This window comes from Jeotgalicoccus huakuii (assembly GCF_036665975.1).
Taxonomy (GTDB): domain Bacteria; phylum Bacillota; class Bacilli; order Staphylococcales; family Salinicoccaceae; genus Jeotgalicoccus; species Jeotgalicoccus marinus.
Genome location: NZ_JAVIYN010000015.1, coordinates 23,799 through 48,906, shown reverse-complemented (window position 1 = coordinate 48,906; position 25,108 = coordinate 23,799). Strand labels below are relative to the sequence as shown.

General features: G+C 34.9%; 30 protein-coding genes and 1 riboswitch. Of the genes, 22 read left to right on the top strand and 8 right to left on the bottom strand.

Annotated elements, in window-relative coordinates:
• Position 1 precedes the first annotated feature (1 nt).
• Entirely contained in the window at positions 2–1,120 is a 1,119-nt protein-coding gene (ispG, locus tag V6E76_RS08730; RefSeq protein ID WP_247352098.1) for a flavodoxin-dependent (E)-4-hydroxy-3-methylbut-2-enyl-diphosphate synthase, read from the bottom strand.
• Between the two features lie 78 nt (positions 1,121–1,198).
• Positions 1,199–1,942 (bottom strand): DUF1189 family protein, encoded by a 744-nt coding sequence (locus tag V6E76_RS08725; protein WP_247352100.1) that lies wholly within the window; start codon positions 1,940–1,942, stop codon positions 1,199–1,201.
• 130 nt (positions 1,943–2,072) lie between these two features.
• Between V6E76_RS08725 and V6E76_RS08720 the strand changes: the two genes are divergently transcribed.
• The 11 genes from V6E76_RS08720 to argH all read left to right on the top strand — a co-directional run bounded on the left by V6E76_RS08720 (position 2,073) and on the right by argH (position 14,258).
• Positions 2,073–2,675 (top strand): superoxide dismutase, encoded by a 603-nt coding sequence (locus V6E76_RS08720; RefSeq protein WP_247352102.1) that lies wholly within the window; start codon positions 2,073–2,075, stop codon positions 2,673–2,675.
• A 108-nt stretch (positions 2,676–2,783) separates the two neighbouring features.
• Positions 2,784–4,964 (top strand): peptidoglycan D,D-transpeptidase FtsI family protein, encoded by a 2,181-nt coding sequence (locus tag V6E76_RS08715; protein WP_247352104.1) that lies wholly within the window; start codon positions 2,784–2,786, stop codon positions 4,962–4,964.
• 126 nt (positions 4,965–5,090) lie between these two features.
• Positions 5,091–6,143 carry a phosphate ABC transporter substrate-binding protein PstS family protein gene (locus tag V6E76_RS08710; protein ID WP_247352107.1) on the top strand — a complete coding sequence of 351 codons (1,053 nt, stop codon included), beginning with the start codon at positions 5,091–5,093 and terminating at the stop codon, positions 6,141–6,143.
• Between the two features lie 74 nt (positions 6,144–6,217).
• Complete coding sequence (gene pstC, locus V6E76_RS08705; protein WP_026866403.1) at positions 6,218–7,141, top strand: phosphate ABC transporter permease subunit PstC; 924 nt, start codon at positions 6,218–6,220, stop codon at positions 7,139–7,141.
• Position 7,142: 1 nt separating this feature from the next.
• Positions 7,143–8,021: a phosphate ABC transporter permease PstA gene (pstA, locus tag V6E76_RS08700; RefSeq protein WP_026866402.1), complete on the top strand. Its 879-nt coding sequence runs from the start codon at positions 7,143–7,145 to the stop codon at positions 8,019–8,021.
• 20 nt (positions 8,022–8,041) lie between these two features.
• Positions 8,042–8,884 carry a phosphate ABC transporter ATP-binding protein PstB gene (pstB, locus tag V6E76_RS08695; RefSeq protein WP_026866401.1) on the top strand — a complete coding sequence of 281 codons (843 nt, stop codon included), beginning with the start codon at positions 8,042–8,044 and terminating at the stop codon, positions 8,882–8,884.
• A gap of 3 nt (positions 8,885–8,887) precedes the next feature.
• Entirely contained in the window at positions 8,888–9,541 is a 654-nt protein-coding gene (gene phoU / locus V6E76_RS08690) for a phosphate signaling complex protein PhoU (RefSeq protein WP_247352109.1), read from the top strand.
• 80 nt (positions 9,542–9,621) lie between these two features.
• A complete protein-coding gene (locus V6E76_RS08685) occupies positions 9,622–10,194 on the top strand; it encodes a 5-formyltetrahydrofolate cyclo-ligase (protein ID WP_247352111.1) in 573 nt (190 codons plus the stop codon).
• On the top strand, positions 10,184–11,593 hold the full coding sequence (locus tag V6E76_RS08680) for a rhomboid family intramembrane serine protease (RefSeq protein ID WP_247352113.1): 1,410 nt from the start codon (positions 10,184–10,186) through the stop codon (positions 11,591–11,593). The genes V6E76_RS08685 and V6E76_RS08680 overlap by 11 nt, the downstream gene beginning before the upstream one ends.
• Positions 11,594–11,680: 87 nt before the next feature.
• On the top strand, positions 11,681–12,889 hold the full coding sequence (locus V6E76_RS08675; RefSeq protein WP_247352116.1) for an argininosuccinate synthase: 1,209 nt from the start codon (positions 11,681–11,683) through the stop codon (positions 12,887–12,889).
• On the top strand, positions 12,882–14,258 hold the full coding sequence (gene argH, locus V6E76_RS08670; protein WP_247352118.1) for an argininosuccinate lyase: 1,377 nt from the start codon (positions 12,882–12,884) through the stop codon (positions 14,256–14,258). The genes V6E76_RS08675 and argH overlap by 8 nt, the downstream gene beginning before the upstream one ends.
• A gap of 39 nt (positions 14,259–14,297) precedes the next feature.
• On the opposite strand, the gene V6E76_RS08665 is transcribed toward argH, so the two are convergent.
• Entirely contained in the window at positions 14,298–14,537 is a 240-nt protein-coding gene (locus V6E76_RS08665) for a DUF2759 domain-containing protein (protein WP_247352120.1), read from the bottom strand.
• Positions 14,538–14,634: 97 nt separating this feature from the next.
• Here V6E76_RS08665 and V6E76_RS08660 point away from each other — a divergent pair, with 97 nt between their 5' ends.
• Positions 14,635–15,246 (top strand): MBL fold metallo-hydrolase, encoded by a 612-nt coding sequence (locus V6E76_RS08660; RefSeq protein WP_247352122.1) that lies wholly within the window; start codon positions 14,635–14,637, stop codon positions 15,244–15,246.
• A gap of 45 nt (positions 15,247–15,291) precedes the next feature.
• Here the strand turns inward: V6E76_RS08660 and V6E76_RS08655 are convergent, their stop codons facing one another.
• Positions 15,292–15,540 carry a DUF2626 family protein gene (locus V6E76_RS08655; RefSeq protein WP_026866393.1) on the bottom strand — a complete coding sequence of 83 codons (249 nt, stop codon included), beginning with the start codon at positions 15,538–15,540 and terminating at the stop codon, positions 15,292–15,294.
• A 235-nt stretch (positions 15,541–15,775) separates the two neighbouring features.
• On the opposite strand from V6E76_RS08655, the gene V6E76_RS08650 reads away from it, so the two are divergent.
• From V6E76_RS08650 to gcvT, 8 genes are all read left to right on the top strand, one after another.
• Entirely contained in the window at positions 15,776–16,768 is a 993-nt protein-coding gene (locus tag V6E76_RS08650) for an ATPase, T2SS/T4P/T4SS family (RefSeq protein WP_247352125.1), read from the top strand.
• Positions 16,728–17,786, top strand: a complete 1,059-nt coding sequence (gene comGB, locus V6E76_RS08645) for a competence type IV pilus assembly protein ComGB (RefSeq protein ID WP_499797790.1) — start codon at positions 16,728–16,730, stop codon at positions 17,784–17,786. The genes V6E76_RS08650 and comGB overlap by 41 nt, the downstream gene beginning before the upstream one ends.
• Positions 17,787–17,797: 11 nt before the next feature.
• Positions 17,798–18,121, top strand: a complete 324-nt coding sequence (gene comGC / locus V6E76_RS08640) for a competence type IV pilus major pilin ComGC (RefSeq protein ID WP_247352130.1) — start codon at positions 17,798–17,800, stop codon at positions 18,119–18,121.
• On the top strand, positions 18,099–18,530 hold the full coding sequence (locus tag V6E76_RS08635; RefSeq protein WP_247352132.1) for a type II secretion system protein: 432 nt from the start codon (positions 18,099–18,101) through the stop codon (positions 18,528–18,530). Before comGC ends, V6E76_RS08635 begins: the two co-directional genes overlap by 23 nt.
• The gene (locus V6E76_RS08630) at positions 18,520–18,774 is read left to right on the top strand and encodes a hypothetical protein (protein WP_247352133.1); all 255 of its coding nucleotides are present in this window, start codon (positions 18,520–18,522) and stop codon (positions 18,772–18,774) included. Before V6E76_RS08635 ends, V6E76_RS08630 begins: the two co-directional genes overlap by 11 nt.
• Positions 18,765–19,160, top strand: a complete 396-nt coding sequence (locus V6E76_RS08625; protein WP_499797789.1) for a competence type IV pilus minor pilin ComGF — start codon at positions 18,765–18,767, stop codon at positions 19,158–19,160. The genes V6E76_RS08630 and V6E76_RS08625 overlap by 10 nt, the downstream gene beginning before the upstream one ends.
• 159 nt (positions 19,161–19,319) lie before the next feature.
• Positions 19,320–19,808: a shikimate kinase gene (locus tag V6E76_RS08620; protein ID WP_247352140.1), complete on the top strand. Its 489-nt coding sequence runs from the start codon at positions 19,320–19,322 to the stop codon at positions 19,806–19,808.
• Positions 19,809–19,891: 83 nt separating this feature from the next.
• Positions 19,892–19,981, top strand: a riboswitch (glycine riboswitch).
• A 71-nt stretch (positions 19,982–20,052) separates the two neighbouring features.
• Positions 20,053–21,135: a glycine cleavage system aminomethyltransferase GcvT gene (gene gcvT, locus V6E76_RS08615; protein ID WP_247352141.1), complete on the top strand. Its 1,083-nt coding sequence runs from the start codon at positions 20,053–20,055 to the stop codon at positions 21,133–21,135.
• 75 nt (positions 21,136–21,210) lie between these two features.
• Here gcvT and V6E76_RS08610 read toward each other — a convergent pair whose 3' ends face one another.
• Genes V6E76_RS08610 through V6E76_RS08595 form a run of 4 tightly spaced genes read right to left on the bottom strand, consistent with a single transcriptional unit; the run spans position 21,211 to position 23,321 of the window.
• The gene (locus tag V6E76_RS08610) at positions 21,211–21,597 is read right to left on the bottom strand and encodes a rhodanese-like domain-containing protein (protein ID WP_247352143.1); all 387 of its coding nucleotides are present in this window, start codon (positions 21,595–21,597) and stop codon (positions 21,211–21,213) included.
• 25 nt (positions 21,598–21,622) lie between these two features.
• Complete coding sequence (locus V6E76_RS08605; protein WP_026866383.1) at positions 21,623–21,841, bottom strand: SA1362 family protein; 219 nt, start codon at positions 21,839–21,841, stop codon at positions 21,623–21,625.
• Positions 21,841–22,746: a DUF1385 domain-containing protein gene (locus V6E76_RS08600; protein ID WP_247352146.1), complete on the bottom strand. Its 906-nt coding sequence runs from the start codon at positions 22,744–22,746 to the stop codon at positions 21,841–21,843. The genes V6E76_RS08605 and V6E76_RS08600 overlap by 1 nt, the downstream gene beginning before the upstream one ends.
• Positions 22,747–22,760: 14 nt before the next feature.
• A complete protein-coding gene (locus V6E76_RS08595) occupies positions 22,761–23,321 on the bottom strand; it encodes a membrane lipoprotein lipid attachment site-containing protein (protein ID WP_247352148.1) in 561 nt (186 codons plus the stop codon).
• 115 nt (positions 23,322–23,436) lie between these two features.
• Here V6E76_RS08595 and V6E76_RS08590 point away from each other — a divergent pair, with 115 nt between their 5' ends.
• A complete protein-coding gene (locus V6E76_RS08590) occupies positions 23,437–24,495 on the top strand; it encodes an aminopeptidase P family protein (RefSeq protein ID WP_247352150.1) in 1,059 nt (352 codons plus the stop codon).
• 15 nt (positions 24,496–24,510) lie between these two features.
• A complete protein-coding gene (gene efp / locus V6E76_RS08585) occupies positions 24,511–25,068 on the top strand; it encodes an elongation factor P (protein ID WP_247352152.1) in 558 nt (185 codons plus the stop codon).
• Positions 25,069–25,108: the final 40 nt, after the last annotated feature.

Sequence of the window (25,108 nt, the reverse complement as noted above, 5' to 3'; positions counted from 1 at the left end):
TTTATGAGTTACTCTTTAATTCTTCTTTTTCTAAACGCTTTTTCTCATGGTATTCTTCAGCTAAGATGTCAATCTCTTTCTTGAGTTCATCTACCATTGTTTCTTCAGGAACTTTTCTAACAGTTTTACCATGCATGAACAGTAGTCCCTCACCACGTGCACCTGCGATTCCGATATCAGCTTCACGTGCTTCACCTGGACCATTTACAGCACATCCAAGTACAGCAACTTTAAGTGGTGCTTTTACTGTAGAGATGTACTCTTCCATTTCATTGGCAATTGAAATTAAATCAATTTCAATACGTCCACATGTCGGACATGCAATAAGTGTTGCAGCATTTGATGCAAGACCAAATGTTTTTAGCAATTCCTTACAAACTTTTACTTCTTCAACTGGATCTGCAGATAATGAAATACGCATTGTATTTCCGATACCTTTAGAAATAATTGTACCTAAACCTGCGGCACTCTTGACTGTACCAGCAAACAATGTACCACTTTCAGTGATACCAATGTGTAATGGGTAGTCAAATGCTTTTGATGCTTTCTCATATGCTTCAATTGCTAAGTTAACATCAGAAGCTTTCATTGAAACGATAATATCATGGAAGTCTAATTCTTCTAGAATTTGAATGTGATGTAAGGCACTTTCAACCATACCATCAGCAGTAGGGTAGCCATATTTTTTAATGATGTGTCTTTCTAAGCTTCCGGCATTGACGCCAATACGTATTGGAATGCCTTTTGCCTTACATGCTTTAACAACTTCTTCAACTTTTTCTCTACGTCCAATATTACCAGGATTAATACGGATTTTATCCGCACCGCCCTCGACGGCAAGTAAAGCCAACTTGTAGTCAAAATGTATATCGACAACTAGCGGAATGTTGATTTGCTTTTTAATTTCAGCAATCGCTAATGCATCTTCTTCTTTCGGACACGCGACACGAACAACCTGACAACCTGCTTCCTCAAGTTCTTTGATTTGTGCAACTGTTGCTTCAACGTCGTGTGTTTTCGTCGTTGTCATACTTTGAATAATAATCTCATCGGCACCGCCGATTGTAAGATCGCCAACTCTAACTTTTCTAGTTTTTGTACGATGTGTAATTTCAGACATATACAAGCCCCTAATCTATTTTACTCATTTTATAATTTCATTATAATAAAAAAATCTGTGGAATGTAACCTTGACGCCTTAGCTTTGTGTTTTATTTTTCACAGGTAGCTTTTTATAATAATACACGAAAGGAATTAAAGCAAGAATAAATATCTGCCAGAGAAACAAACCTGTGCTGGTTTGGATAATGCCTATAATTAAAGCGGGTATTAAGATTGCATATGAGCCGATTTTAAACCAGTTCATATAGTCTGTCTTTTTATTACCGACTTTGGCTAATCCACTAAGTATAAATGATAGTATTAACATTATAGTAAAGACAAAGAAATATATTACAATGACATATATTGTAACATACATAATAATGTAGAAATACAAACTAGACATCTGCGTCGTGATAAAACTCTCTAAACTCTCTTTATCATTTACATCACCGATTAAACTATAGGAAAATGTTCCATTTTGAAAATCAGAAATATATAAACCATCGGATAAAAAACCAAGGAGCACATCATCATTAATTTCTTCAACATTATCTTGACTGAGTTGTTCAGTAAACAGTACTGAGTCACCGTTTAAATTGATTATCTTGTCCTCACCTTTGTACTGCCCATTTTCTATAGTAAAGTCAGGAACTTCATTTTGAATTTCATCTAGCTCACCAAAGGTATTAGCAGTTGAAAACATAGAACTTATGTAGGGTAAAGAAATTAAAATAGATACTAAAAGTATGTTTAAAAGCAAGTACCTGAAGGGTACAGTTCTAAAGAGTGGGTACTTCTTAAACATTAATAGACGTTTAAGAAACTCAAAATATTTCATGTTATCATCCTCAATATTATTTAATAGGACTAAGGTCTTATTTTATTTTGATTTAAGCAATCTAATTGTTATTCTAACATCAAATTGCTATATTTAGGATGTAAACAATTTTGAAGGGAGATTTTTATTTATGGCTTTTGAATTACCAGAATTACCATATGCTTATGATGCATTAGAACCAACAATTGACAAAGAAACAATGGAGATTCACCATTCTAAGCACCATAACACTTATGTAACAAAATTAAACGATGCAGTTAAAGGTACTGATCTTGAGTCTAAATCTATCGAAGAAATTGTTAAAAACTTAAACTCTGTACCAGAAGACATCAAGACTGCTGTTCGTAACAACGGTGGAGGACACTACAACCACTCATTATTCTGGGAATTATTATCTCCAGAACAAAAAGAATTAACTGGTGAACTTAAAGATGCAATTGAATCAGCATTTGGTTCAGTTGACAAATTTAAAGAAGAATTTGAAGCTGCTGCAGCTGGTCGCTTTGGATCAGGTTGGGCTTGGCTAGTTGTAAACAATGGTTCATTAGAAATTGCTACAACACCTAACCAAGATAACCCACTTACAGAAGGTAAAACACCTGTATTTGGTGTAGACGTTTGGGAACATGCTTATTACCTTAAATATCAAAACAAACGCCCTGAATATTTAAGTGCAATTTGGAACGTAGTTAACTGGGACAAAGTTAACGAACTTTACCAAGCAGCTAAATAATATTTTATAATTTGAAGACGAGGATTTTTCCTCGTCTTTTTTTTATTTAACGGATATACTTAAAAATATGTTAAAATGATGTGGACTTTATTAAAGGGTTTGATTTGTGTGAAACGTGCAAAAATAAAAAGCTTAGATGCAATAAATAAACAAGTGCTTCGAGCAAGAATTAATATTTTGATGTTAGTTATTTTTGGTTTATTTCTAGTCATCATTATTAGACTTGGATACTTACAAATTGTCTTAGGTGATACATATCAAGAACAAGTTGAAAATGCGCAATATGTAGAAATCAATCAGAGTGTACCACGAGGAGAAATATACGATAGGAACGGCAACTTACTCGTTGGGAACTCAGCTGAACAAGCGATCTATTTCACGCGGCATAGAAACATGTCTAATTATGAAATTATGGATGTAGCTGAAGAGTTAAGTTCATACCTAACGATGGATACGAGCAGCTTATCACTTAGAGATAAGCAAGACTTTATTATAAATAATTATCCCAATGAACTCGAACAAGTGATGCCAGAACAGGTAACTTTACTAGAAAATGGTGGCATTTCTCAGAATGAATTCAATGAAGAAGCCTATGAAATGATTGACGAAGAATTTGCAGATTCAGTCCTAAGAGAAGAAGATTTAAATATTATTGCAATCTATGTTGAGATGGCATCAGCAAGTGAGCTCAATCCTGTCATCGTAAAAAGTGAAGATGTGACAGAAGAAGAATTTGCTTCTATTAATGAAGACTTAGATCAACTCACCGGAATAACAACAGGCTTAGATTGGCAACGAACGTATCCGCATGATGACTCACTCAGAACGATACTAGGAGAAGTATCAACAAATGAAGAAGGATTACCTAGAGAGCTCGTTGAATACTATCAGGCACTTGGTTACTCGAGAAATGATAGGGTCGGTAAGTCTTATTTAGAATTCCAATATGAGGATGTACTACGCGGCAAGAAACCTCAAGTGAAATACACCACAGATAAATCCGGTCGGATAATCGGTGAAGAGACTATAGAAGAGGGTAAAGCTGGAGACGATCTTTACCTCACAATCGATATAGAACTTCAAAAGGAACTCGAGGAGATTGCAGAACACCACTTAACTGGAATTCGAGATCTCGCTGAAGAAATTGTTGAAATGGATGAAACAAGAGGGGATCTTGATTATACGATTATTCCTGAATACATCGACACAGTTCAACTAGTCGTACAAGATCCAAATAATGGTGATATTTTAGCGATGGTCGGTAAGACAATCAATGATGATGGAGATATTGTCGATTACGATTATGGCACTTTAACAGCGACCTATGTACCAGGTTCTTCTATTAAAGGGGCAACAGTTGCGACTGGCTATCAAGAGGATGTCTTTGAAGTAGGCGAAGTCGTAATCGATGAACCACTCTATATTTCGAGTGACCAACCGAGAGCTTCATTCTTTAATCCAGATGGTAGAGAACCTGTAGATGATCAAAGGGCATTAATGGTATCATCCAATACTTATATGTTTAAGGTAGCACTTGGTTTACTAGGTCTAGATTATTCACAGAATATGGCATTACCTACAGATATCGATCAAGCAGGCTATGATTTAAGAAATGGTCTCAATCAGTTTGGTCTAGGTATTTCAACAGGTATAGACCTACCTAATGAAGCGACGGGTCTTGCACCACAGCTTAACGCAACAAATCTTTTAAACTTAGCAATTGGCCAATATGACACATATACTGCACTACAGTTATCTCAGTACATGTCTACATTTGCAAATGATGGCAAACGTGTCCAGCAACACTTAGCTAAAGAAGTCAGAGGTTCAAATGCAAATGATAAAGGACAAGTCATCCGTTCATATGGCACTAACGTATTGAATACGATACCGATTACAAATGAACAACTAAACCAAATACAAGCAGGGTTCTACGATGTGTTTAATACACATGACCAAAGAAGAGATATGTATGGAACAGGTTGGGATGCATATCACGAACTGGAACCTAAGGCCGCTGGTAAAACAGGAACGGCGGAAAGTTTTAGAGATGGTGATCCTGTCTTGAACCAAACTTATCTAGGATATGCACCATATGATGATCCTGATATGGCCTTCTCAATTATCTTCCCAACATTGCCAAGTACAGTACCATTCTTCCCTGCCCAATACATGGGACAGGATGTTGTTCAAAAATACTACGAGATCTACTATGGTCAAGATGAAGAACCACTTCATAATTACGATGCGTCAGAATTTTATCAAGAACTCGAATATGGCAGCTATTAATACCCGAATTTATTCGGGTATTTTTGTATTTACATAATCTTTACACTACATTTATTTTAGATTTACAATACTTCCTTAGAATATGTATGTAACAATAATTAATACTTAATTGGAGGAATTTTGGCGATGAAGAAGAATTTATTTCTTGCTGCGCTACTAATGAGCTTAATGTTCATTTTAGCTGCATGTTCTGGTTCTGGCTCTGAAGAAGACACTAGTACTGAAGAAGATACTGGTTCTGAAGAGACTACTGAGGAAGGGTCTGAAGACGAAAGTACTGAAGAAGGAACTGAAGATGAAAGTTCAGAAAGTGGATCATCAGCAGAAGTTACAGGTTCTGTAAACGAAGATGATGAGCAAATCGCTGGTGAAGGTTCATCAACAGTATTCCCGATTCTAAACTTACTAGTTGAAGACTTCAATGCTGATCACGGTGTTGCTGTTGAACTAGGTGGTAACGGAACTGGATCTGGTTTCAGTGCATTAATCGACGGTTCTGCTCAATTCGCTAACGCATCACGTGGAATTGAACAAGAGGAAATCGATGCACTTGAAGAAGCAGGAATCGAGTACACTGAATTTTTAGTTGCAACTGATGGATTAACTGTTGCTGTCAATCCAGCAAACGACTTTGTAGAAGATTTAACTTTTGAAGAACTACAAACAATCTACTCAGGTGAGGCTGAAAACTGGTCTGATGTTCGTGAAGACTTCCCTGAAGAACCTATCACTGCATACGGTCCTGACCAATCACACGGAACTCACGATTTCTTCAATGAAGAAGTTATGGAAGAAGAAGGTGTTCAAGGACAATTAATCCAAGACACTAACCAGGTTGTTTCTTCTGTAGTAGGAGATCAAAATGCAATTGGTTTCTTCGGTTATAGCTTCTACCAAGCAAATGCTGATCAGCTTAAAGCTGTAAACATTGTTGGTCCAGACAGTGAAGAAGCTGTTGAACCATCATTTGAAAACGTAATGGACTTCTCTTATCCATTATCTCGTCCACTTTACGTTTACGCTAGTAACTCAGCTTTAGAAGAGAATGAAACATTCCATACATTCATGGAATACACTCTTAAAAATTCACAATCAGCTGCAGAAGAAGTTGGATATGTACCTCTTGAAGACGACGCGCTTGAAGAAGAACTTTCTAAACTTCCAAACTTAGAACAATAAGTATAAAATCTTATAACAATGGACGGGATGATTTTTATATCCCCGTCCATTTTTAAAGTAAAGAGAGGTTTCAGATGAGTAATAATAAAATTCGTGAACAAGTAGTAGAGAACACAAGAAATAAATCAAATACGTTTGAAAGAATTATTCCAATTATCTTATTAGTGATAACTTTAGTATCGATCGTGGCTACAATCGGTATTCTATATACATTAATTTCACAGTCTTTTGAATTCTTTTCAAGAGTACCGATAACTGAATTTCTCTTATCTACTACGTGGCAACCATACGTTGGAGATGGTGAGTGGGGAATTTGGGCACTTATAATGGGAACAATGAAAATTGTAGTTATTGCAGCAATTGTTGCAATTCCAATTGGACTAGGTGCCGCTATTTATTTAAGTGAATATGCATCTGATAAGGTTAGACGATTGATTAAACCAATCCTAGAAGTATTGGCAGGTATTCCTACAGTAGTTTATGGTTTCTTCGCTATTAACTTTGTTAACCCAATCCTTCAATCTATTTACGATGGTTTTGGTCTATATAATGCCGTATCTGCTGGTCTTGTTGTTGGTGTTATGATTATCCCTATGATTGCAAGTCTAAGTGAAGATGCGATGAGCTCTGTACCTGCCTCAATGAGAGAAGGTTCTTTAGGTATGGGAGCAACTCGATTAGAAACAGCGGTTAGAGTCGTTATTCCTGCAGCTTTCTCTGGGATTATTGCATCATTTGTACTGGCAATTTCTCGTGCAATTGGTGAAACAATGATTGTTTCAATTGCAGCAGGTTCAACTCCAAATGCAAGCTTTGATGTAACAGAACCATTACAAACTATGACTGGTTTTATTGTACAGATTACTTCTGGTGATGCAGCATTCGGTACAAATCTATATTACAGCTTATTCGCTGTAGGTATGGCATTGTTTGTCATGACATTAATTATGAACATAATATCTTCATGGTTAACAAACAGATTCAAGGAGGAATACTAAAATGACATTGATTGATAAGGATATCATTGCCAACAAACGTTCTGGTAGACAAACCAGAAACTCAATTTTAAAGTGGTTATTCTTCCTTTGTACTATGTTTGGACTCATGGTCCTCATTATGTTAATTGCAGACACAGTTGCTGATGGTTGGGATAGTCTAGATATGGAATTCCTAACAAACTTTAACTCAAGTAGAGCAGAAAGTGCTGGTTTCTATGGTGCGATTATTGGATCACTTTGGTTAATGGTTGTCACAGCTCCTGTCGCTATTGTGCTTTCAGTTGGTACAGCACTTTATCTAGAAGAATATGCACCGAAAAACAAATTTACTGAATTCATTAAAATTAATATTTCTAACCTTGCAGGAGTACCATCAGTTGTATTTGGTCTACTAGGTCTAGCGATGTTTGTTCGTGCTTTAGCACTAGGTAACTCAGTTTTAGCAGCGGGTCTTACTTTAGCGCTGATGATTCTTCCTGTTATCGTTGTTGCTTCACAGGAAGCGATTAGAACAGTCCCAGCATCTGTTAGAGAAGCATCAATCGGTATGGGTGCAACGAAATGGCAAACAGTTTCTAAGATTATTTTACCTGCAGCAATACCTGGTATTATCACTGGTATTATCTTAGCCTTATCACGTGCACTTGGTGAGACAGCACCTTTAGTAGTAATTGGTGTTCCAACTACTTTACTTGTCACACCGAATAGTTTCTTAGACTCATTCCAAGCTATGCCAATGCAAATATATAGCTGGGTTAAAATGCCTAATGAAGAATTTCAGTATATCGCAGCTGCAGGTATCATTATTATGTTAGTAGTTCTATTACTGATGAACTCAGCAGCGATCTTCATCCGTAACAAGTTTTCTAAAAGATATTAATTTTTAAAGGAGTTTTATATATGGCTGAACTTAAAAACGTTCAAGTTAACAAACAAGATACAGTAGACAATAAGGAAACTGAATCTAGCTCAATTATTCAAACAGACAAAAAAGTAGTATTCGAAGCGAAAAACTTCAACCTTTGGTATGGTGACAACCATGCCTTGCAGGATATCAACTTAACTTTCCACGAAAATGATATCAATGCAATCATCGGCCCATCAGGTTGTGGTAAATCTACTTTCGTTAAATCAATGAACCGTATGACAGAACTAGTACCTATTGTACGTACAGAAGGTAACATTGAATTTAGAGGAGACGATATCTTCAAAAGCGGTATGTCTGTTGAAGAATTAAGAACAAGAGTCGGAATGGTATTCCAAAAACCAAATCCATTCCCTAAATCAATCTATGATAATGTTGCATATGGACCGAGAGTTCACGGTATTAAGAAAAAATCTATTCTCGATGAAGTCGTTGAAAAATCATTACGTAGTGCGTCTATCTGGGATGAAGTTAAAGACCGTCTTAACGATAACGCTTATGGCTTATCTGGTGGTCAACAACAAAGAATTTGTATCGCTCGTACACTTGCAGTAGAACCTGAAGTTATCCTAATGGATGAGCCTACAAGTGCCCTTGACCCAATCTCAACAACTAAGATTGAAGACTTAATGCAAGAGCTTAAGAAAGACTACAGCATTATTATCGTTACTCACAATATGCAACAAGCTGCACGTGTGTCAGATAGAACTTCCTTCTTCTACCAAGGTTATGTTGTTGAATCAGATGATACTAATGTGATCTTTGAAAACCCTAATGACAAGCGTACAGAAGATTACGTATCAGGTAGATTCGGTTAATAGATGACAGTTTATCGTGAGAAGTTTCATGAAGATCTTACTTCTCTGATTGAAGAATGCATTACGCTTGGTAAAGCATGTCATAATAGATTATCTACGGCTGTAGAAATTCTTGTGACTGATAATATAGAAGAAGCTAGAAAACTGGTAAAAGCTGACTCAGAGATTAATCAGTTAGAATCAGCGATTAACGCCCATGCAATTAATTTAATTACCACTCAAGCACCTGTTGCTAGTGATTTACGTACCATTATTTCATGCATTAAAATTGCTGATGATCTAGAGAGAATAGGGGATAACATCAGTAATATTGCAGAAGTTAGAAAACGTATAAAAATTACTAATGAACGTACACTCTTAAGATTTAAGACGATGGAACGTTTAGCATCACTCATGTTAGAAGATGTTTATACAGCATTTAAAGAAAGTGATATGGATCTTATCCGTGAAATTATAGAACGTGATAAGGATATAGATGCTGTTTTCGTTCAGATTACAACTTCAGATATCTTTGAAGAGTCTGATGCATTCTTAACCGGTCAAATCCAGTTAACAGCTAAGTATTTAGAACGTATCGGCGATCATATAAAGAGCATTGCTGAACATATCTATTACACTGAAACAGGAACACCCTTTGAAAAAGGGGCAAGAGAATAATATTCAACCTCCAGATATCTGGAGGTTTTTTCTATATTCATATAAACTAGTAATAAGAATATTGTGTGAGGAGAAGTGTTATGACAAAAAAAGATTTGCGTCAAGAAATGATTTCAATTTTAAAAAATCTACCAGAAAGTAAGAAACTCTCTGCAACAAGAAAAATTACAGAACGCGCTGTTGATTTTATAAAAGAAAATAATTATCAAAGTGTTGGTATTGTGCTACCTATGTCTATTGAATATGATACATGGACTTTAATCGATAAGCTTTTAGAAGAAAATATTGAGGTGTATGCACCAAAGTGCAATTACGTAGATAAATCTATGAACTTTCATAAATTAAACTCTAGAGATGAAGTAGAAAGTGATGAAAAGAATATTCCAATACCAGACCCTAATCAGCCGATTAATAATGATATGGATCTCCTAGTTGTACCAGGCTTAATCTTTAGTCCTAATGGCTATAGAATTGGCTATGGTGGTGGTTTTTATGATCGCTTCCTAAGCACTTTTAAGAATGATACAGTTTCCCTTATCTTTTCAGAACAAATTGGCCAAACAATAGTGGATGATCATGATATTCCTGTAGATACGATCATTACCGATCAGGCATTATTTGATGTAAAGTCAGTGAGAGCCAATGAGAAATAAATGGCAGGCTGCCTATGAAGTAGCTAAATACACAAATTACGATTTCTTCCATCACGATACAAATCCAGAAATTATTTGGTTAAAGGATCAGAAGAAAAGAACTTTACTCTGTTTAGTGGATGTCGATTTGACTGACTCAGAATTAGAAGATGTGACAGACAGTATATTTAATTCACAGGAACATCTAAACAAGCTTGCAGCTTTTACTATTAAGGCCATAAACGTCTATCACTTAACCAATAAGAAATTTACTAGAAAATTTAAATCTAAAACACTCAGGGTAAATCATAGAGCAATCAATAACTTAGAGAAGATTATATCCAATCCATTTTATAAGATTGACATTAAGTATAAAAAATCTAAAGACGATTCATACTATCAAAAACGCCTAACTTCTAGACATCCTTTCGAGAAGTATATGATTAAATTTACGCCGATGACCTTACTTTTAGTCACATTAAATACGCTAGTTTTCCTAATAAATATAGTGTTTATTCATTTATTTAATAGCAATGAATTAACGCATTTACTTGCTGTGAGTCATTATGAAGTCACATCTGGTGAGTATTACAGGCTGTTATCATCCTCATTCTTACATGTAGGTGTTAGTCACTTTCTTATGAATATCTTTGCACTATTCATTTTAGGTAAGTTTGTTGAAGGTATATATTCAGGCTGGCATCTGCTCATCACCTATATTATTAGTGGTGTGATTGCAAGTATGTTCTCTTTAGGTTTTATTACTGAAGGTATTTCACTCGGGGCGAGTGGGGCAGTATATGGATTACTAGGAGTGATTATTGTACATCTCTTAGTTAATCGAAAAATAAAGGCTAAGTTAATTATCCAGATACTAGTGATTTTCGTGGTAGTATCAGCCCTGTCTATGCTTACAGCAAATATCAATCACTTTGCACATGCAGCAGGATTAATAATCGGTGCCTTACTTGCTGTAATTTATAATATTAAAAAGACTGGTATAAAATATTCAGTGGGTGCACTTATAGTTATCATTTTATTCACTTTATATAGTCATTATGCAATGAATCAGCAAACTTCTATTCACCCGATGGATGATGAAGCTATGACGTATTATGAACACGGTGAATATGATCGTGCCTTAGAAGTTGTAAATAATTCATTTAATAAAGAGGTGGAAACACCACTTACTTATTATATTCTTGGAGAACTGTATATAGAATCGGGTGACGTTGAAAAGGGACAAAGCCTGATAGATCAAAGCTATGAGATGGACCCTTCAAATGAACTAGCAGCAAAGGATAAAATAATCGCCTATAGAAAAGCTCAGGACTACGATAGTATGAAAGAAGCATTAGACAAACTTGAGAAACCCATACAAGATGATGGCCTTAAAATACTAGCTGAAGAAGTTAATTAATATTATGTATAAATATACTTGATTACGTAAGTTTATAATGATATGCTATGAACTATCATATAAAAATAAACTTATGGAGTGATCGATATGTCCGAAAAGAAAGTAGTCTTAGCATATTCAGGTGGTTTAGATACTAGCGTAACGATTCAGTGGTTTATTGACCAAGGATTTGATGTTGTTGCTGTTTGTCTTGATGTTGGTGAAGGTAAGGACCTTGAATTAATCCATGACAAAGCCTTAAAAATGGGTGCAAGTGAATGTCATATCGTCAATGCTCAACAAGAATTTGCAGAGGAATTCGTTAGCTATACAATTTACGGAAATTCTATGTACGAAGAAAAATATCCTCTAGTGTCAGCACTCAGTCGTCCATTAATTTCTAAAAAACTTGTAGAAATCGCACATGAAACTTCTGCAGATTTTGTTGCTCATGGTTGTACAGGCAAAGGTAATGACCAAGTGAGATTCGAGGTCGCCATTAAATCTTTAGACCCATCAATTAAGGTACTCGCACCGGTTAGAGAATGGACATGGTCAAGAGAAGAAGAAATTGAATATGCCAAAGCACATAATATACCAATTCCAATCGACTTAGACTCACCGTACTCAGTTGACCAAAATCTATGGGGCCGTAGTAATGAGTGTGGTATATTGGAAAATCCTTGGGCAGCACCTCCGGAAGACGCTTATGATTTAACTGTTAATGTTATGGATGCACCGGATGATGTTGAAGAATTATTAATTACTTTTGAAGCTGGTCTTCCGACTAAATTGAACGGTAAACAATATGACTTACATGAGTTGATACTTCATTTAAATGATGTTGCAGGCAAGCACGGCATTGGACGTATTGATCACGTTGAAAATAGACTTGTAGGAATAAAATCTAGAGAAATTTATGAAACGCCCGCTGCCAAAGTGATTCTTACTGCAAAACATGATCTTGAAACGATTACATTAACTAAAGATATTGCACACTTTAAACCAGTGATTGAACAAAAATATACAGAACAGGTCTACAACGGACTATGGTTCTCTCCATTGTCTGATTCACTTAGAGCAATGCTAAAAGATATGCAAGCACCTGTGAATGGTGAAGTCCGTTTAGAGCTCTATAAGGGTAATGTTATTGTTAAGGGACGTCAGTCGGATAATAGTCTCTACAATGAAAAACTTGCAACCTATACAAAAGAAGATGCTTTTAACCAAGCTGCTTCAGTTGGTTTTATAGAAATCTTTGGTCTACCGACAAAAGTAAAAGCAATGTTAGATCAAGGAGTGTCAGTGGATGACTAAAAAAGCATGGGGTGGAAGATTTAATAACGATTCAATATCATGGGTGGATGACTTTAATGCATCCATCCATTTTGATAAAGTGTTGATCGAAGAAGATATTAAGGGCAGTATTGCACATGGGGATATGCTAAAAACTAAGGGTATTCTAACAGAAGATGAATTTAAAAAAATTGAGTCAGGATTAAGAGAAATCCTTGAAGAATACCAGAAAGGGCAGATCACATTTTCAATTGAAAGAGAAGATATTCATATGAATATTGAAGCACTACTAATTGAAAAGATTGGTCCAATAGGTGGTAAACTACACACCGCACGTAGCAGAAATGATCAAATAGCAACAGATATGCACTTATACGTAAAAAGAGAGGTAATAGATATTATCTCAAACATCGAGCACTTGCAGCATACTATCGTTGACTTAGCAGAGTCTAACATTGAAGTCGTTATGCCGGGCTATACACATCTACAGAGAGCACAACCCATACTGTTTTCTCACCACATACTTGTGTATTTTTGGATGTTAGAAAGAGATAAATCAAGGTTTACAGATGCTTTAAAACGTATTGATATCTCACCCCTTGGTGCAGGTGCGATTAGTGGGACAACATTTGATATCGATCGCCACCAAACACAAAAAGCACTCGGTTTTAACGATATATATCACAACAGTATGGATGCAGTTAGTGACCGTGATTATATTGTTGAAACGCTATCAAACATTTCATTAACAATGGTTCATTTATCTAGATTATCAGAGGAACTAATATTTTGGTCGACTGATGAAGCGAATTTCATTTCTTTAAGTGATGCATTTACTACAGGCTCTTCAATGATGCCTCAAAAGAAAAATCCAGATATGGCTGAATTGATTAGAGGTAAAAGTGGACGGACAAGCGGTCATTTAATGAGCATGTTGATGCTCTTGAAAGGCTTACCGCTAACATATAATAAAGATATGCAAGAAGATAAAGAAGGGCTTTTTGATGCTGTAAAGACCATTAAAGGTGCACTTAAGATAATGGAAGGCATGTTAAGTACAATGTCAGTCAATAAAGATGTTCTAGAGGAAGCTGTATCTAGTGATTTTTCAAATGCAACCGAACTCGCTGACTATTTAGTTGAAAAAGAGATTCCTTTTAGGGATGCGCATGAAATTGTAGGGAAATTGGTACTTACATGTATTAACAAGGGTATTTACTTAAAAGATTTACCGTTTGAGGAATATAAAAAAGCAGCTTCAGTAATCGAAAAAGATATATATGAAATCTTGTCAGCAAAAGTAGCAGTTAATCGTCGTATTTCTTATGGTTCGACCGGAACAGAAGCAGTTAGAGTGCAATTAGAACTTGCAAAAGAAAGAATCACATAAAAAAGCCGTTCCATTTAAAAGGGAACGGCTTTTTTGAACTTAGTTTCCTAAGTCAGGATAACCAAATGTAAATATAGTAGCTACTGTCCATAATCCAAAAACGACAAATGTAAGACCACTGAATCCAGCAGCTAACAAGTTTTTAGCTTTCATTGAGTTTAAAAGACCAATGATACCAAATACTGCTACTAAGCCCATTAAGATTGCTAGCGCATTAATACCAATTCTTATTGTTACGCCACCAATTGTGAATAATTCTCCAGTATCGAAGAAAGGCATTGAATTGACCCCCTAATATTTCTCATTAAACAATCACTTAAGAATATTGTATAATTAATATATAGATTTGTCGAGTATATTTTTGGAGGATGATTTTATGAATATTACGCGTTTACCTTTAGGTGATCTTTCAACGAACTGCTATATTTTAAGTGATGGCAAATCGTTGTTAGTTTTTGATCCATCTGCAGAACCTGAAGTAATTCTAAGTAAACTTAAAGACATCAATTTACCAGTCAGTGCTATCTTACTGACTCATACTCACTATGATCATTTTGGTGCCCTAGATGAGGTGATTGAATACAGTGGAGCAGATGTTTACATGTCTGATATAGAACGCACTTGGCTTACTGACATTGAAAAGAATGGTTCAATACGTTATAAGCATCCAATTACTTCTAAAGCAACACCTAAGTTACTGAATGAAGGCAAGCATTCTATTGCAGACTTTAATTTTGAAGTCATTCATACACCAGGTCATTCACCAGGATCTCTGTCTTATAAATTTGATGACTTTATTGTATCTGGTGACGTCTTATTCAGATATGGTGTTGGGCGTACAGATTTATTTGGTGGTTCTAATGATGAATTACAGTATTCTATTAAAGAGAAACTTTTCAAGCTCCCTGAAGATACCACTGTCTATGCTGGACACAATGTACCAACAACTATCGGGGAAGAAAAACAAAATAATCCGTATGTAAGATAAGTCATTATAAAAAGGCAGGAACGAAATCTCGTTCCTGCCTTCTTTTTAGTGCTGGTTTCCAAATGATGGTTCTAATAGGAATGTTGTATAGTATGTAAAGCCAACGAAGAATAAAATCAAGTACGCTGCAAAAATATACATATACATTCTTTCAGTTAATTTCATATAGCCAAGTAGAACGAACAAGCCAGTTTGTACGACAAAGAAAATAGTCATTGTGACCATGTCTCCAACGTAGAAAAGAATCGCAAACATTGCTGTCCAGAAGCCTAGCATTTTAAATACTTTATCCATGTGATACGTCCTCCCACCTGAATAATTTCACATATCATTAAATATAATTATAGATAAGTACTCGAGTAAAGTAAATAGGAATTAAGCATCTTTCAATAATTTCTCTTGACATTAAATTACAATTGTCAGTTAAACTGTGTAAAAAGTAAAGCGGTTTTATAAAGATTGTATTTAAGTGTCTGAAAAAAAGTAAATGAGCATTTTTTTCGTATATATAGGGTAGGAGGTGTATTTTATGAAATCTTTAGTTGAAAGTATTCTGACAGAAGCTCACAACCAGTCAGCGAGTGATATACATATCACATTGGACGAGTCCGGTGGCACAGTAAAATTAAGAATCAAAGGTCAGATGGTTCAATTGCAACTATTAGACGGTGATACGTTCAAGCGATTGATTAATTATTTAAAGTTTATTACAGAACTAGATATCAATGAACACAAAGTACCACAAAGCGGTCGAACAACAATTCAATTAGAACATGGTGAAATCAGCGTCAGAATAAGCACCTTACCTATGACAATTCTAAGGGAGTCGGTTGTCATTAGAATTTTGAACAATAATGATCGTCAAACTTCAAGAGAATTATTTTATGATAAAAAGGATTATATCTTTTTATCGGAGTATATGAAAAAGGCTCAGGGACTTATATTGTTTACTGGACCAACTGGATCAGGCAAAAGTACAGTGATGTACCGCTTGATTAAGGAAATCGCAGATGAAGGATTAAAAGCAGTGATCAGTATTGAAGATCCTGTGGAATATGAGGTGCCTGGACTTGTCCAAGTTGAAATTAATGAGAAAGGAAAACTTGAATATGCACCTTTAATTCGAGGGGTCTTACGCTGTGATCCTGACATTATTATGTTTGGAGAGATTAGAGACAAAACCATTGCGGAGGAGTTAATTAAAACAAGCTTGTCTGGGCATTTAGTACTGAGCACCTTTCATAGTAAAAGTGCGCTAAGCACACTAGTTAGACTTCAAGACTATGGCTTATTCAAAGAAGAAATGGCTGAGAGTATTTCTCTAATCGTAAATCAAAGGCTGATTCATACAGCTAAAAGAAGCTTTATTATCTGTGAATATATAGAAAGTAAAGACGTTGAAAAATTTTTGAAAGGTGAAACAGTTACTTATAACACCCTAATAGATAAATTAGCACTTATCCATCAAGAAAGTGGAATGAATGATGAAGAATATCAACATTACCAGCGGATCCTCCAATAAGTTAAAAAAGCACGATTCTCATTTTTTAATTAAACTCGGAGATTTACTGAGTAGCGGTTTTAACATGTACCAAGCTATGAAATTTTTACTTGAGCAATACGAGGTTTTAACAAAGAAAGATAAAGAGGAAATATTAAATTTACTAGAAGAAGGTGCATCAATATCAACTTTACTTAAGCGTTTAGGTTTTTCAAAATCGATTATCATGCAAGTATCGTTTGCTGAAATCCATGGTGAAATCATTGAAAATTTATATGAATCTGGTGCTTATTTACAGCGGAGGAGACAAACAAAAGAAAAGTTGATAAAGGCGATTCAGTATCCTTTAGTGCTCATAGGCATATTCATTATAATGTTGATCTTATTAAATTACACCGTAATTCCTCAATTTAATGAGTTATATACAGCTATGCAGGCTGAAAAATCTTTTTTAGTTTATATATTAACTCTGGTTTTAAACTATCTTCCACACGCTGTTTTATTTATTGTGGGACTCCTTCTCATTTTTATTATATATATCTGGTTTGTATTCAAGCTAAAGAATACTAAAATGGCTGTTTCAATTCTACTTAAAATTCCTCTTGTAAAAACTTATTTTAAATACTATATAACATATCGATTTTCTAGAGAATTTGGCTATTTTCTAAATAATGGTCTTGAAGTTAAGGAAATCATTCTTTTATTTAAGACTCAGACTATTAATCGGTACTTGTCTTTTACGGCCAATATGATTGAAAAAGAACTATTAACTGGAAATACACTTGGTAAATCCATTGAATCAATACCGCTCTTAGATCATAGGCTGACTATCTTCGTGAATCACGGAGAGTATAACAGTAATGTTGGTAAAGAATTGATTATCTATAGTGAATACACATTAGAAAATATCATTCTTAAAATTGAAAAAATGACACAGAAAATTCAACCGATAATATTTTTAATTCTAGGGCTCTTAATCATCTGTTTATACCTTGTCATCGTTATGCCTATTTTTAATATGTTATCTACAATATCTTAGGAGGAAATAAAATGAGACGTGCATTAATAAGAAAATTTAAAGAACAAGAAGATGGATTTACTTTAATTGAAATGTTATTAGTATTGCTAGTTATTTCGGTTCTGATTATATTAATCATTCCAAATATTGCAGCACAGAGTCGTAATGTACAAGACACAGGTTGTGATGCTCAAGTTAAAATGGTGCAAAGTCAAATAGAAGCTTATACTTTAAATGAAGGATCGCCTCCGACGAGTGTAGATACACTTGTGCCGACTTATCTGTCTACAGATCAAATCAGTTGCCAAAATGGTGACTCTATTACAATTACAAATGGCACAGCTGTCCGTTCTTAAAGGTTTTACAATGGTAGAGATGCTGATGACCTTAATGGTCGTCAGCATTCTTTTATCTTTAACTTTCGGAAGTCTCCCAAAATACAAGGTAAAGTCGGTTGATGACGAACTGTTAAATATTAGCTACCTATTAGAAGGGACTCAGATGAAGGCACAGGCTGAGTCCACTTTATTTACAGTAAATTTCGATAGGCAAAACAATAAAGTTATTGTAAGAGATGCAAAAAGAAACGAAGTGAATGGCTATAAATTAGATATCTGTAAACTTCAAAATTACGGTTTAGAGCAGTTCTCCTATAATACTTTAGGTGATACTACAGCTTTCGGCACTGTTTATATGATATGCAATAACAATAGTGTCAAAATCGTTATGCAGATTCAAAAGGGGAGGTTTAGAATTGAAAAATGATGGTTTCTTACTCTTTGACAGTATACTATCCTTAGTCATCTTTAGCACCGTCATAATGCTAATACCCGCTATTTTACATATTCAAAAAATAGATGACTATAGCCAAAACCAAGTCGAGTTTTACAGGCACCTTTATATTAAAAGCTTATTAATGGAAGAGGATGAATTTATAGACTTTGCAAAAAACGAACATAAAATAAATGAAATAAAGTGTAAAGAAAGATTAAGTGACTTATGTCCATGAAAGGATTTAGCTATGTCGAATTACTATTATCACTGATGGTGGTTACTTTAATTACACTCACATTACCTCAATTATTGACAACCTTGAACAATATTAAATTGCATGAAGATAATTATGACTTCGATGTCTTCATACTAGATATTGGAAACACATACGAATCTACAGACGAGATAGAAGTAAACAATAGTAAGAGTGTCAACTTTAAGAGTGGTAAAAGAATAGTCAGCTATCATTTTTCCGCTAACAGAATCATTAAAAGTATAGATAACAGTGGTTTTGTTACCCTTATGTATAATGTTAAAAATTTTGATGTAGAAGAATCTAAGTCGAGCATTGTCATAAATATAGAAGGTGTACAAAATGAAAAACTTGAATTTAAACTCTAAAGGATTTTTTAGTCTATCAGTATACTTTGTACTTATTTATTTAATCGGTGTATATTATTATTACTATGAAAGATTTCAATTAATTCTTGATATTCGTATGAATCTAATTGAGATTTACGTCCATCAAATCAGTAATTTAATATAAAGAGGAGTTTTAGAATGATTTTAATCGGTTTTATGGGTTCTGGGAAAACTACGATTGGAAACGCTTTGGCTTATACACTCAAAAAAGAATTAGTAGACTTAGATGATGTTATACCAGAGCTTGCAAACAAGAGTATACCTGAAATATTTAAAGAATCTGGAGAGAAAACATTTAGAGAATATGAGTATAAGGCACTCAGTTTAAATTTAAAAGAAGATATAATTCTTTCAACTGGTGGGGGTATTGTCTCTTTTGATCAGTCTTTTGAATTATTAAAAAAGCAAAATAATTTAAAAGTATTCTTCTTGAATGCGCCATTTGATGACATGTATGAAAGAATATATAATGACAAAACACGTCCCTTAGGTAATCAAGACAAGGAAAAAGTAAAAGCCTTATATGAATCTAGACTTGATAAATATAGAGCACTTTGTGATCATGAAATCTCTACTGATAAATCTATTGATGAAACAGTTGATAATATTCTAGCTAATTTGTATTGAATGCTTATCTAATAAGCTTTGCAGCTTGCAAAGATGAATAAAATATGAGTATAATGAATACGGATTCAATAATATACAGACGATTGAAAAACATTGGAGAGTGTATTAAAATGCCGCCGAAGGAGCAAGCCATAACTGGTGAATCTCTCAGGCAAAAGGACAATGTTTGGACGTCATCCTGAAGAGATTTTCAACAGGCCAGCATTAAACTGACCTGTTATATTTATTTAAGGAGGATTTTTGGATGAGTGAATTGAAGAGAACACCTTTAAATGAATACTATCATGAACAAGGTGCAAAGCTAGTTGATTTTGGTGGTTGGGAAATGCCTGTACAATTCTCAAGTATCAAAGAAGAACATACTGCAGTGAGAGAAGATATCGGTATTTTTGATGTAAGTCACATGGGTGAAATCCGCGTGACTGGCGAAGATGCTGAAGCATTCTTAAACTACACGCTTACAAATGACGTTACTAAGCTAACAGACGTTAAAGCTCAATATACTACAATCACAAATGAAAATGGTGGCGTAATTGATGATTTAGTTGTTTATAAACTTGGTGACAATGAGTATCTACTTATTCCAAACGCAGGTAACACTGACGGAGATTTTGAATGGCTGAAATCTGTAGAAGGTTACAATGTAACTGTAGAAAATGTTTCTAGTGAATATGGTCAACTTGCTGTACAGGGACCTAATGCTAGAGCTTTAGTACAGAAATTTACTGATTCAGACCTATCTGAACTTAAAATGTTTAATTTCATTAAAGATGGAAAAGTGGATGGTAAAGAAGTGATTATTTCACAAAGTGGTTACACTGGTGAAGATGGCTTTGAACTTTACTGCAAACCCGAAGATACACTAGCCTTATGGAAACTTTTCGTTGAAAATGGTGCAGTTGAATGTGGTCTGGGTGCTAGAGATACACTTCGTCTTGAAGCTGGTTTACCATTACATGGTCAAGACCTAACACCAGAAATCTCACCAATTGAGGCACGTATTGGCTTTGCAGTCAAAGTAGATAAGGGTGATTTCATTGGACAAAGTGTCCTGAAAGACCAAAAAGAAAACGGTGCACCACGTCGTCTTTCTGCTTTTGAGTTAACAGACAAAGGTATTGCACGTACTGACTATGAAGTATTCGATAAAGAAGGCAACAAAGTTGGATATGTTACAAGTGGTACACAGTCACCAACAAGTAAACGTTCAATTGGTTTTGCTCTAGTAGATACTGACTTCTACGAATTGGATAAGGAATTTGTTGTTCAAGTTCGTAAAAAAGAAGTACCTGCTAAATTTGTAAAATCACCATTCCACAAAAACTAAGATTTTATCTTTAAATAAAGTATTTAATAAAAAATCCAGCGATTTTTAATCGCTGGATTTTTCTTAGGATTTTTCTTATTTGTTCTTAGATTTGATTTTACCTGTCCATTTGGCGATACCTTGTTTTAAAATATTGATATCTTTATGACCGTCTTTTTTCAACATACGCGCAGCTCTTAGTGCAGTTCTTCCATTTTGATCATATAGAAAAACCGGTTGATCTTTACGAATGCCACCTTTTTTCATTTGGAAGGTAGAAAGGGGAATATTTCTTGCCCCAAGAATATGACCATGGTTAAATTTATCTTTCTCTCTTAAATCAATCAATTGAACCTTTCTTAGATCCTTTCCAAATTCTTCTTCAGATAGCATGTTCACGCCTCGCATGCTAATATAAGCATTGATAACAAGCGCGATAATAATAACTGCTAAGATGATTAATGCAATAATCAAACTTTCCACTTTAAACTCTCCTTAAAATCTATAATTATTTTTTCTTTCTTCTTCTCTTAGCTTGTCTAAGGGCTTTTCTATATTTTCTTTGGTCTTCAGTTAAGATAAAGAAATAGTAAATGCCGTACAAGACCAAACCTAATACTAATAGGAATATGAGTGAACTAACAATCATGCTTAAGACAGCATCTAAATTCATCAAAAGACCTATAGCAGCAATAGCGAGAATGATAATTAAAATTGCTCTTTTCATTATTTTTCACTCCTTAATAGGTGATTAAAAGAATGTATCGCAACATCAACCTGGTCATCTTTAGGGTTTTTAGTTGTTAAATACTGTAACCACAAACCTGGTTGCCCTAAGTATTTTAACACAGGTACGCTACGCAATTTATTTGTTATCTGTAAAACCTCAAAAGACACGCCGAGTACAACTGGAATAAGTAAAATTCGGTTAATAATTCTTACATGAAAGGGTTCCATCGGAACGAACATATAAATTACAAAGCCAACAAGTACAGTAAATAATATAAAAGAACTACCACATCTATAATGAAGTCGTGATTGCTTTTGTACATTCTCTACTGTTAATTCTAAGTCATTTTCATAACAGTTAATGACCTTATGTTCTGCACCGTGATATTGAAAGAGTCTTTTTACCATTGGGGTCAATGATAAGAGATAGATATAACCGAGTAGAATGATGAGTTTTATTAATGTTTCTAAGAATACTTGCCCAAATTTACCAGTAATTACGCCTGAAAATACTTCTGCAATAAAGACGGGTACAAGGGTGAGTACAAATTTTGCAAATAAGAAGGTGAAAATTGCAATGATTGTTGTTGTAATCGCAACTTTAGCAGTACTTGTATTATTTTTTTCAGTCTCTATTTTGTAGTCGTCTTTAGGATCACGCTCATAGCGATCTGTTGCGAAGTCCATCGGCTTCATACCGTATACGACTGCCTCAAAAATCGCAACAATACCTCTTATGAAAGGGATTTTTTTAAGTTTAATTAAATTTTTGTTCTTGGGTCTTGGCATATCGAAGTAATCAATTTCACCAGTCGTGCGCCTGATCGCTGTTGCAATATGATCTGTAGACTGGAACATGACACCTTCTGGTACTGCCTGACCACCATAAATTTTTTTAGTCATCTAAGCCATCCCTCTTATAGGTATTCAGTTGCCTGTTTAAGTTGATTGACGGCAGTGTCTAAAAGCTCAACATCATCACTGGCAATTGCATCAGCTATATCAGTAACTGCCTCATCAATCTCTTCGTTAGCGAGTACAATATTTTCATTTTCTCTTTCTAATACATCTGTTAACTCTAAGTCACTGACTGAATCATCAAAAGTTTCAATCGTTTCTTGAATTGAATCCCGTACTTTTACAACTTCACCAGCTTTTACTTCCTCATCATTTCGATAAGTCAAAATAAAAGCATCGAGTTTTTCTAAGTCTTCAGTCAAACTATTACTATAAGTATCAACAATGCTAACATATTGATCGACATTAGGATTATCCATATCGCGTTCAAAATTTGCTATATCTGTATCCAGATTTTCTAAGTGTAAGGATAATTGTTGATTTCTGACTTGTTCAGTTTGTAAAAGACTTTCGAGTTCACTTTTATATTCTTCTTGTTCTTGTAAAGATTCTTCTGGACTGTTAGCTGAACATCCTGCTAGAAGCAGAACAAATACAGCCGTAGTGAGGCTTTTTTTCATTGCACATTCTCCTATATATCATTAGACTATTTTAACATGTTAGCGTTAAAATATAAAAAGAAAATGAAATGGAAATTATTTTAATGTAAGATGTAATGGAAAGGGTGACTGGGAAATGATCAAATTTGACAAAGTTCAAGCTTTAATTGAAAGAGAAAATCTCGATGCCTTAATCATTATGAGTGATCATAATAGAAGGTATTTAAGCAGTTTTACTGGTTCAAGTGGTGCCTTGGTCATTACGAGTAATCAGCGTTACTTACTCTCTGATTTTAGATATAATGTACAAGCACAACAAGAGGCGACAGAATTTGAATTTGTCTTACAAGAAAAAGGTTTATTAGAATCTATTGTAGATTTGCTTAATGAAACAGGTGCAAAAAGAGTCGGTTTTGAAGGGGAACATGTAAATTATAATACATACAAACAACTGAATGATACCTTTGAGCTCATTGCACTAACTGGTGAAATTGAAGAAATCCGTATGATTAAAACTCCAGAAGAGCTGGAATTAATTAAAGAAGCGTGTAGGATTGCAGACCAAACTTATGAGCATATTTTGACTTTTGTCAAACCAGGTATGACCGAGTTAGAAGTTAAAAATGAACTTGAAGCGCATATGACTAAACTTGGTGCCAGTGGACCGAGCTTTGATACGATTGTTGCAAGCGGATATAGAGGAGCTTTACCGCATGGTGTCGCTTCTGATAAAGTAATTGAGTCAGGTGATATGGTCACACTAGATTTTGGAGCGTACTATAAAGGTTATGCATCAGATATAACGCGCAGTTTTGGTGTCGGTTCTGTTTCTCCTGAAATGGAAAACATCTATAATATTGTATTAGAATCTCAGCTAAAGGCTTTAGCTGAAATTAAGGCGGGTATGACAGGTAAGGAAGCTGATTCAATTTCAAGAGATGTAATCAGTGCTAATGGTTATGGTAAAAACTTCGGTCATTCACTTGGCCATGCTTTTGGACTAGAAGTACATGAACAACCTGGCTTATCACAAAAGAGTAATACAGTGTTAGAACCAGGAATGTGTATTACTATAGAACCTGGTATCTATGTTGATGGCCTCGGTGGCGTCCGTATTGAAGATGACGCCATTGTGACTGAAAATGGACTAGAAAAATTAACACATAGTAGTAAAGAATTATTTATAATTGAATAGTATAGGAGGAATATTATGATTTCAGTAAACGATTTTAAAACAGGCTTAACAATTGAAACAGACGGAGGAATTTGGAGAGTCTTAGATTTCCAACACGTAAAACCAGGTAAAGGTGCTGCCTTTGTACGCAGTAAGCTCAAAAATTTACGTACTGGCGCAACACAAGAGAAAACATTTAGAGCTGGTGAAAAAGTTGGTCGTGCTCAAATCGACAATAATAAGATGCAATACCTATATGCAGATGGAAGTTCACATGTATTCATGGATAACAACACATATGATCAGCTTGAAATCCCTGCAGACCAATTAGAACATGAATTAAACTACCTAAAAGAGAATATGTCTGTATCAATTATGATGTATGAAGGTGAAACACTTGGGGTGGAACTACCTAAAACTGTTGAACTTGAAGTAGTCGAAACTGAGCCTGGCATCAAAGGTGACACGGCAAGTGGTGCTTCAAAATCAGCGACCCTTGAAACTGGTGTGACGCTACAAGTCCCACTCTTTGTTAACCAAGGAGATGTGTTAGTAGTTAACACAGAAGACGGATCATACGTTTCTAGAGCATAAAAATTTAAGAGCAGTTTTTCCTGCTCTTAAAATTAACTTG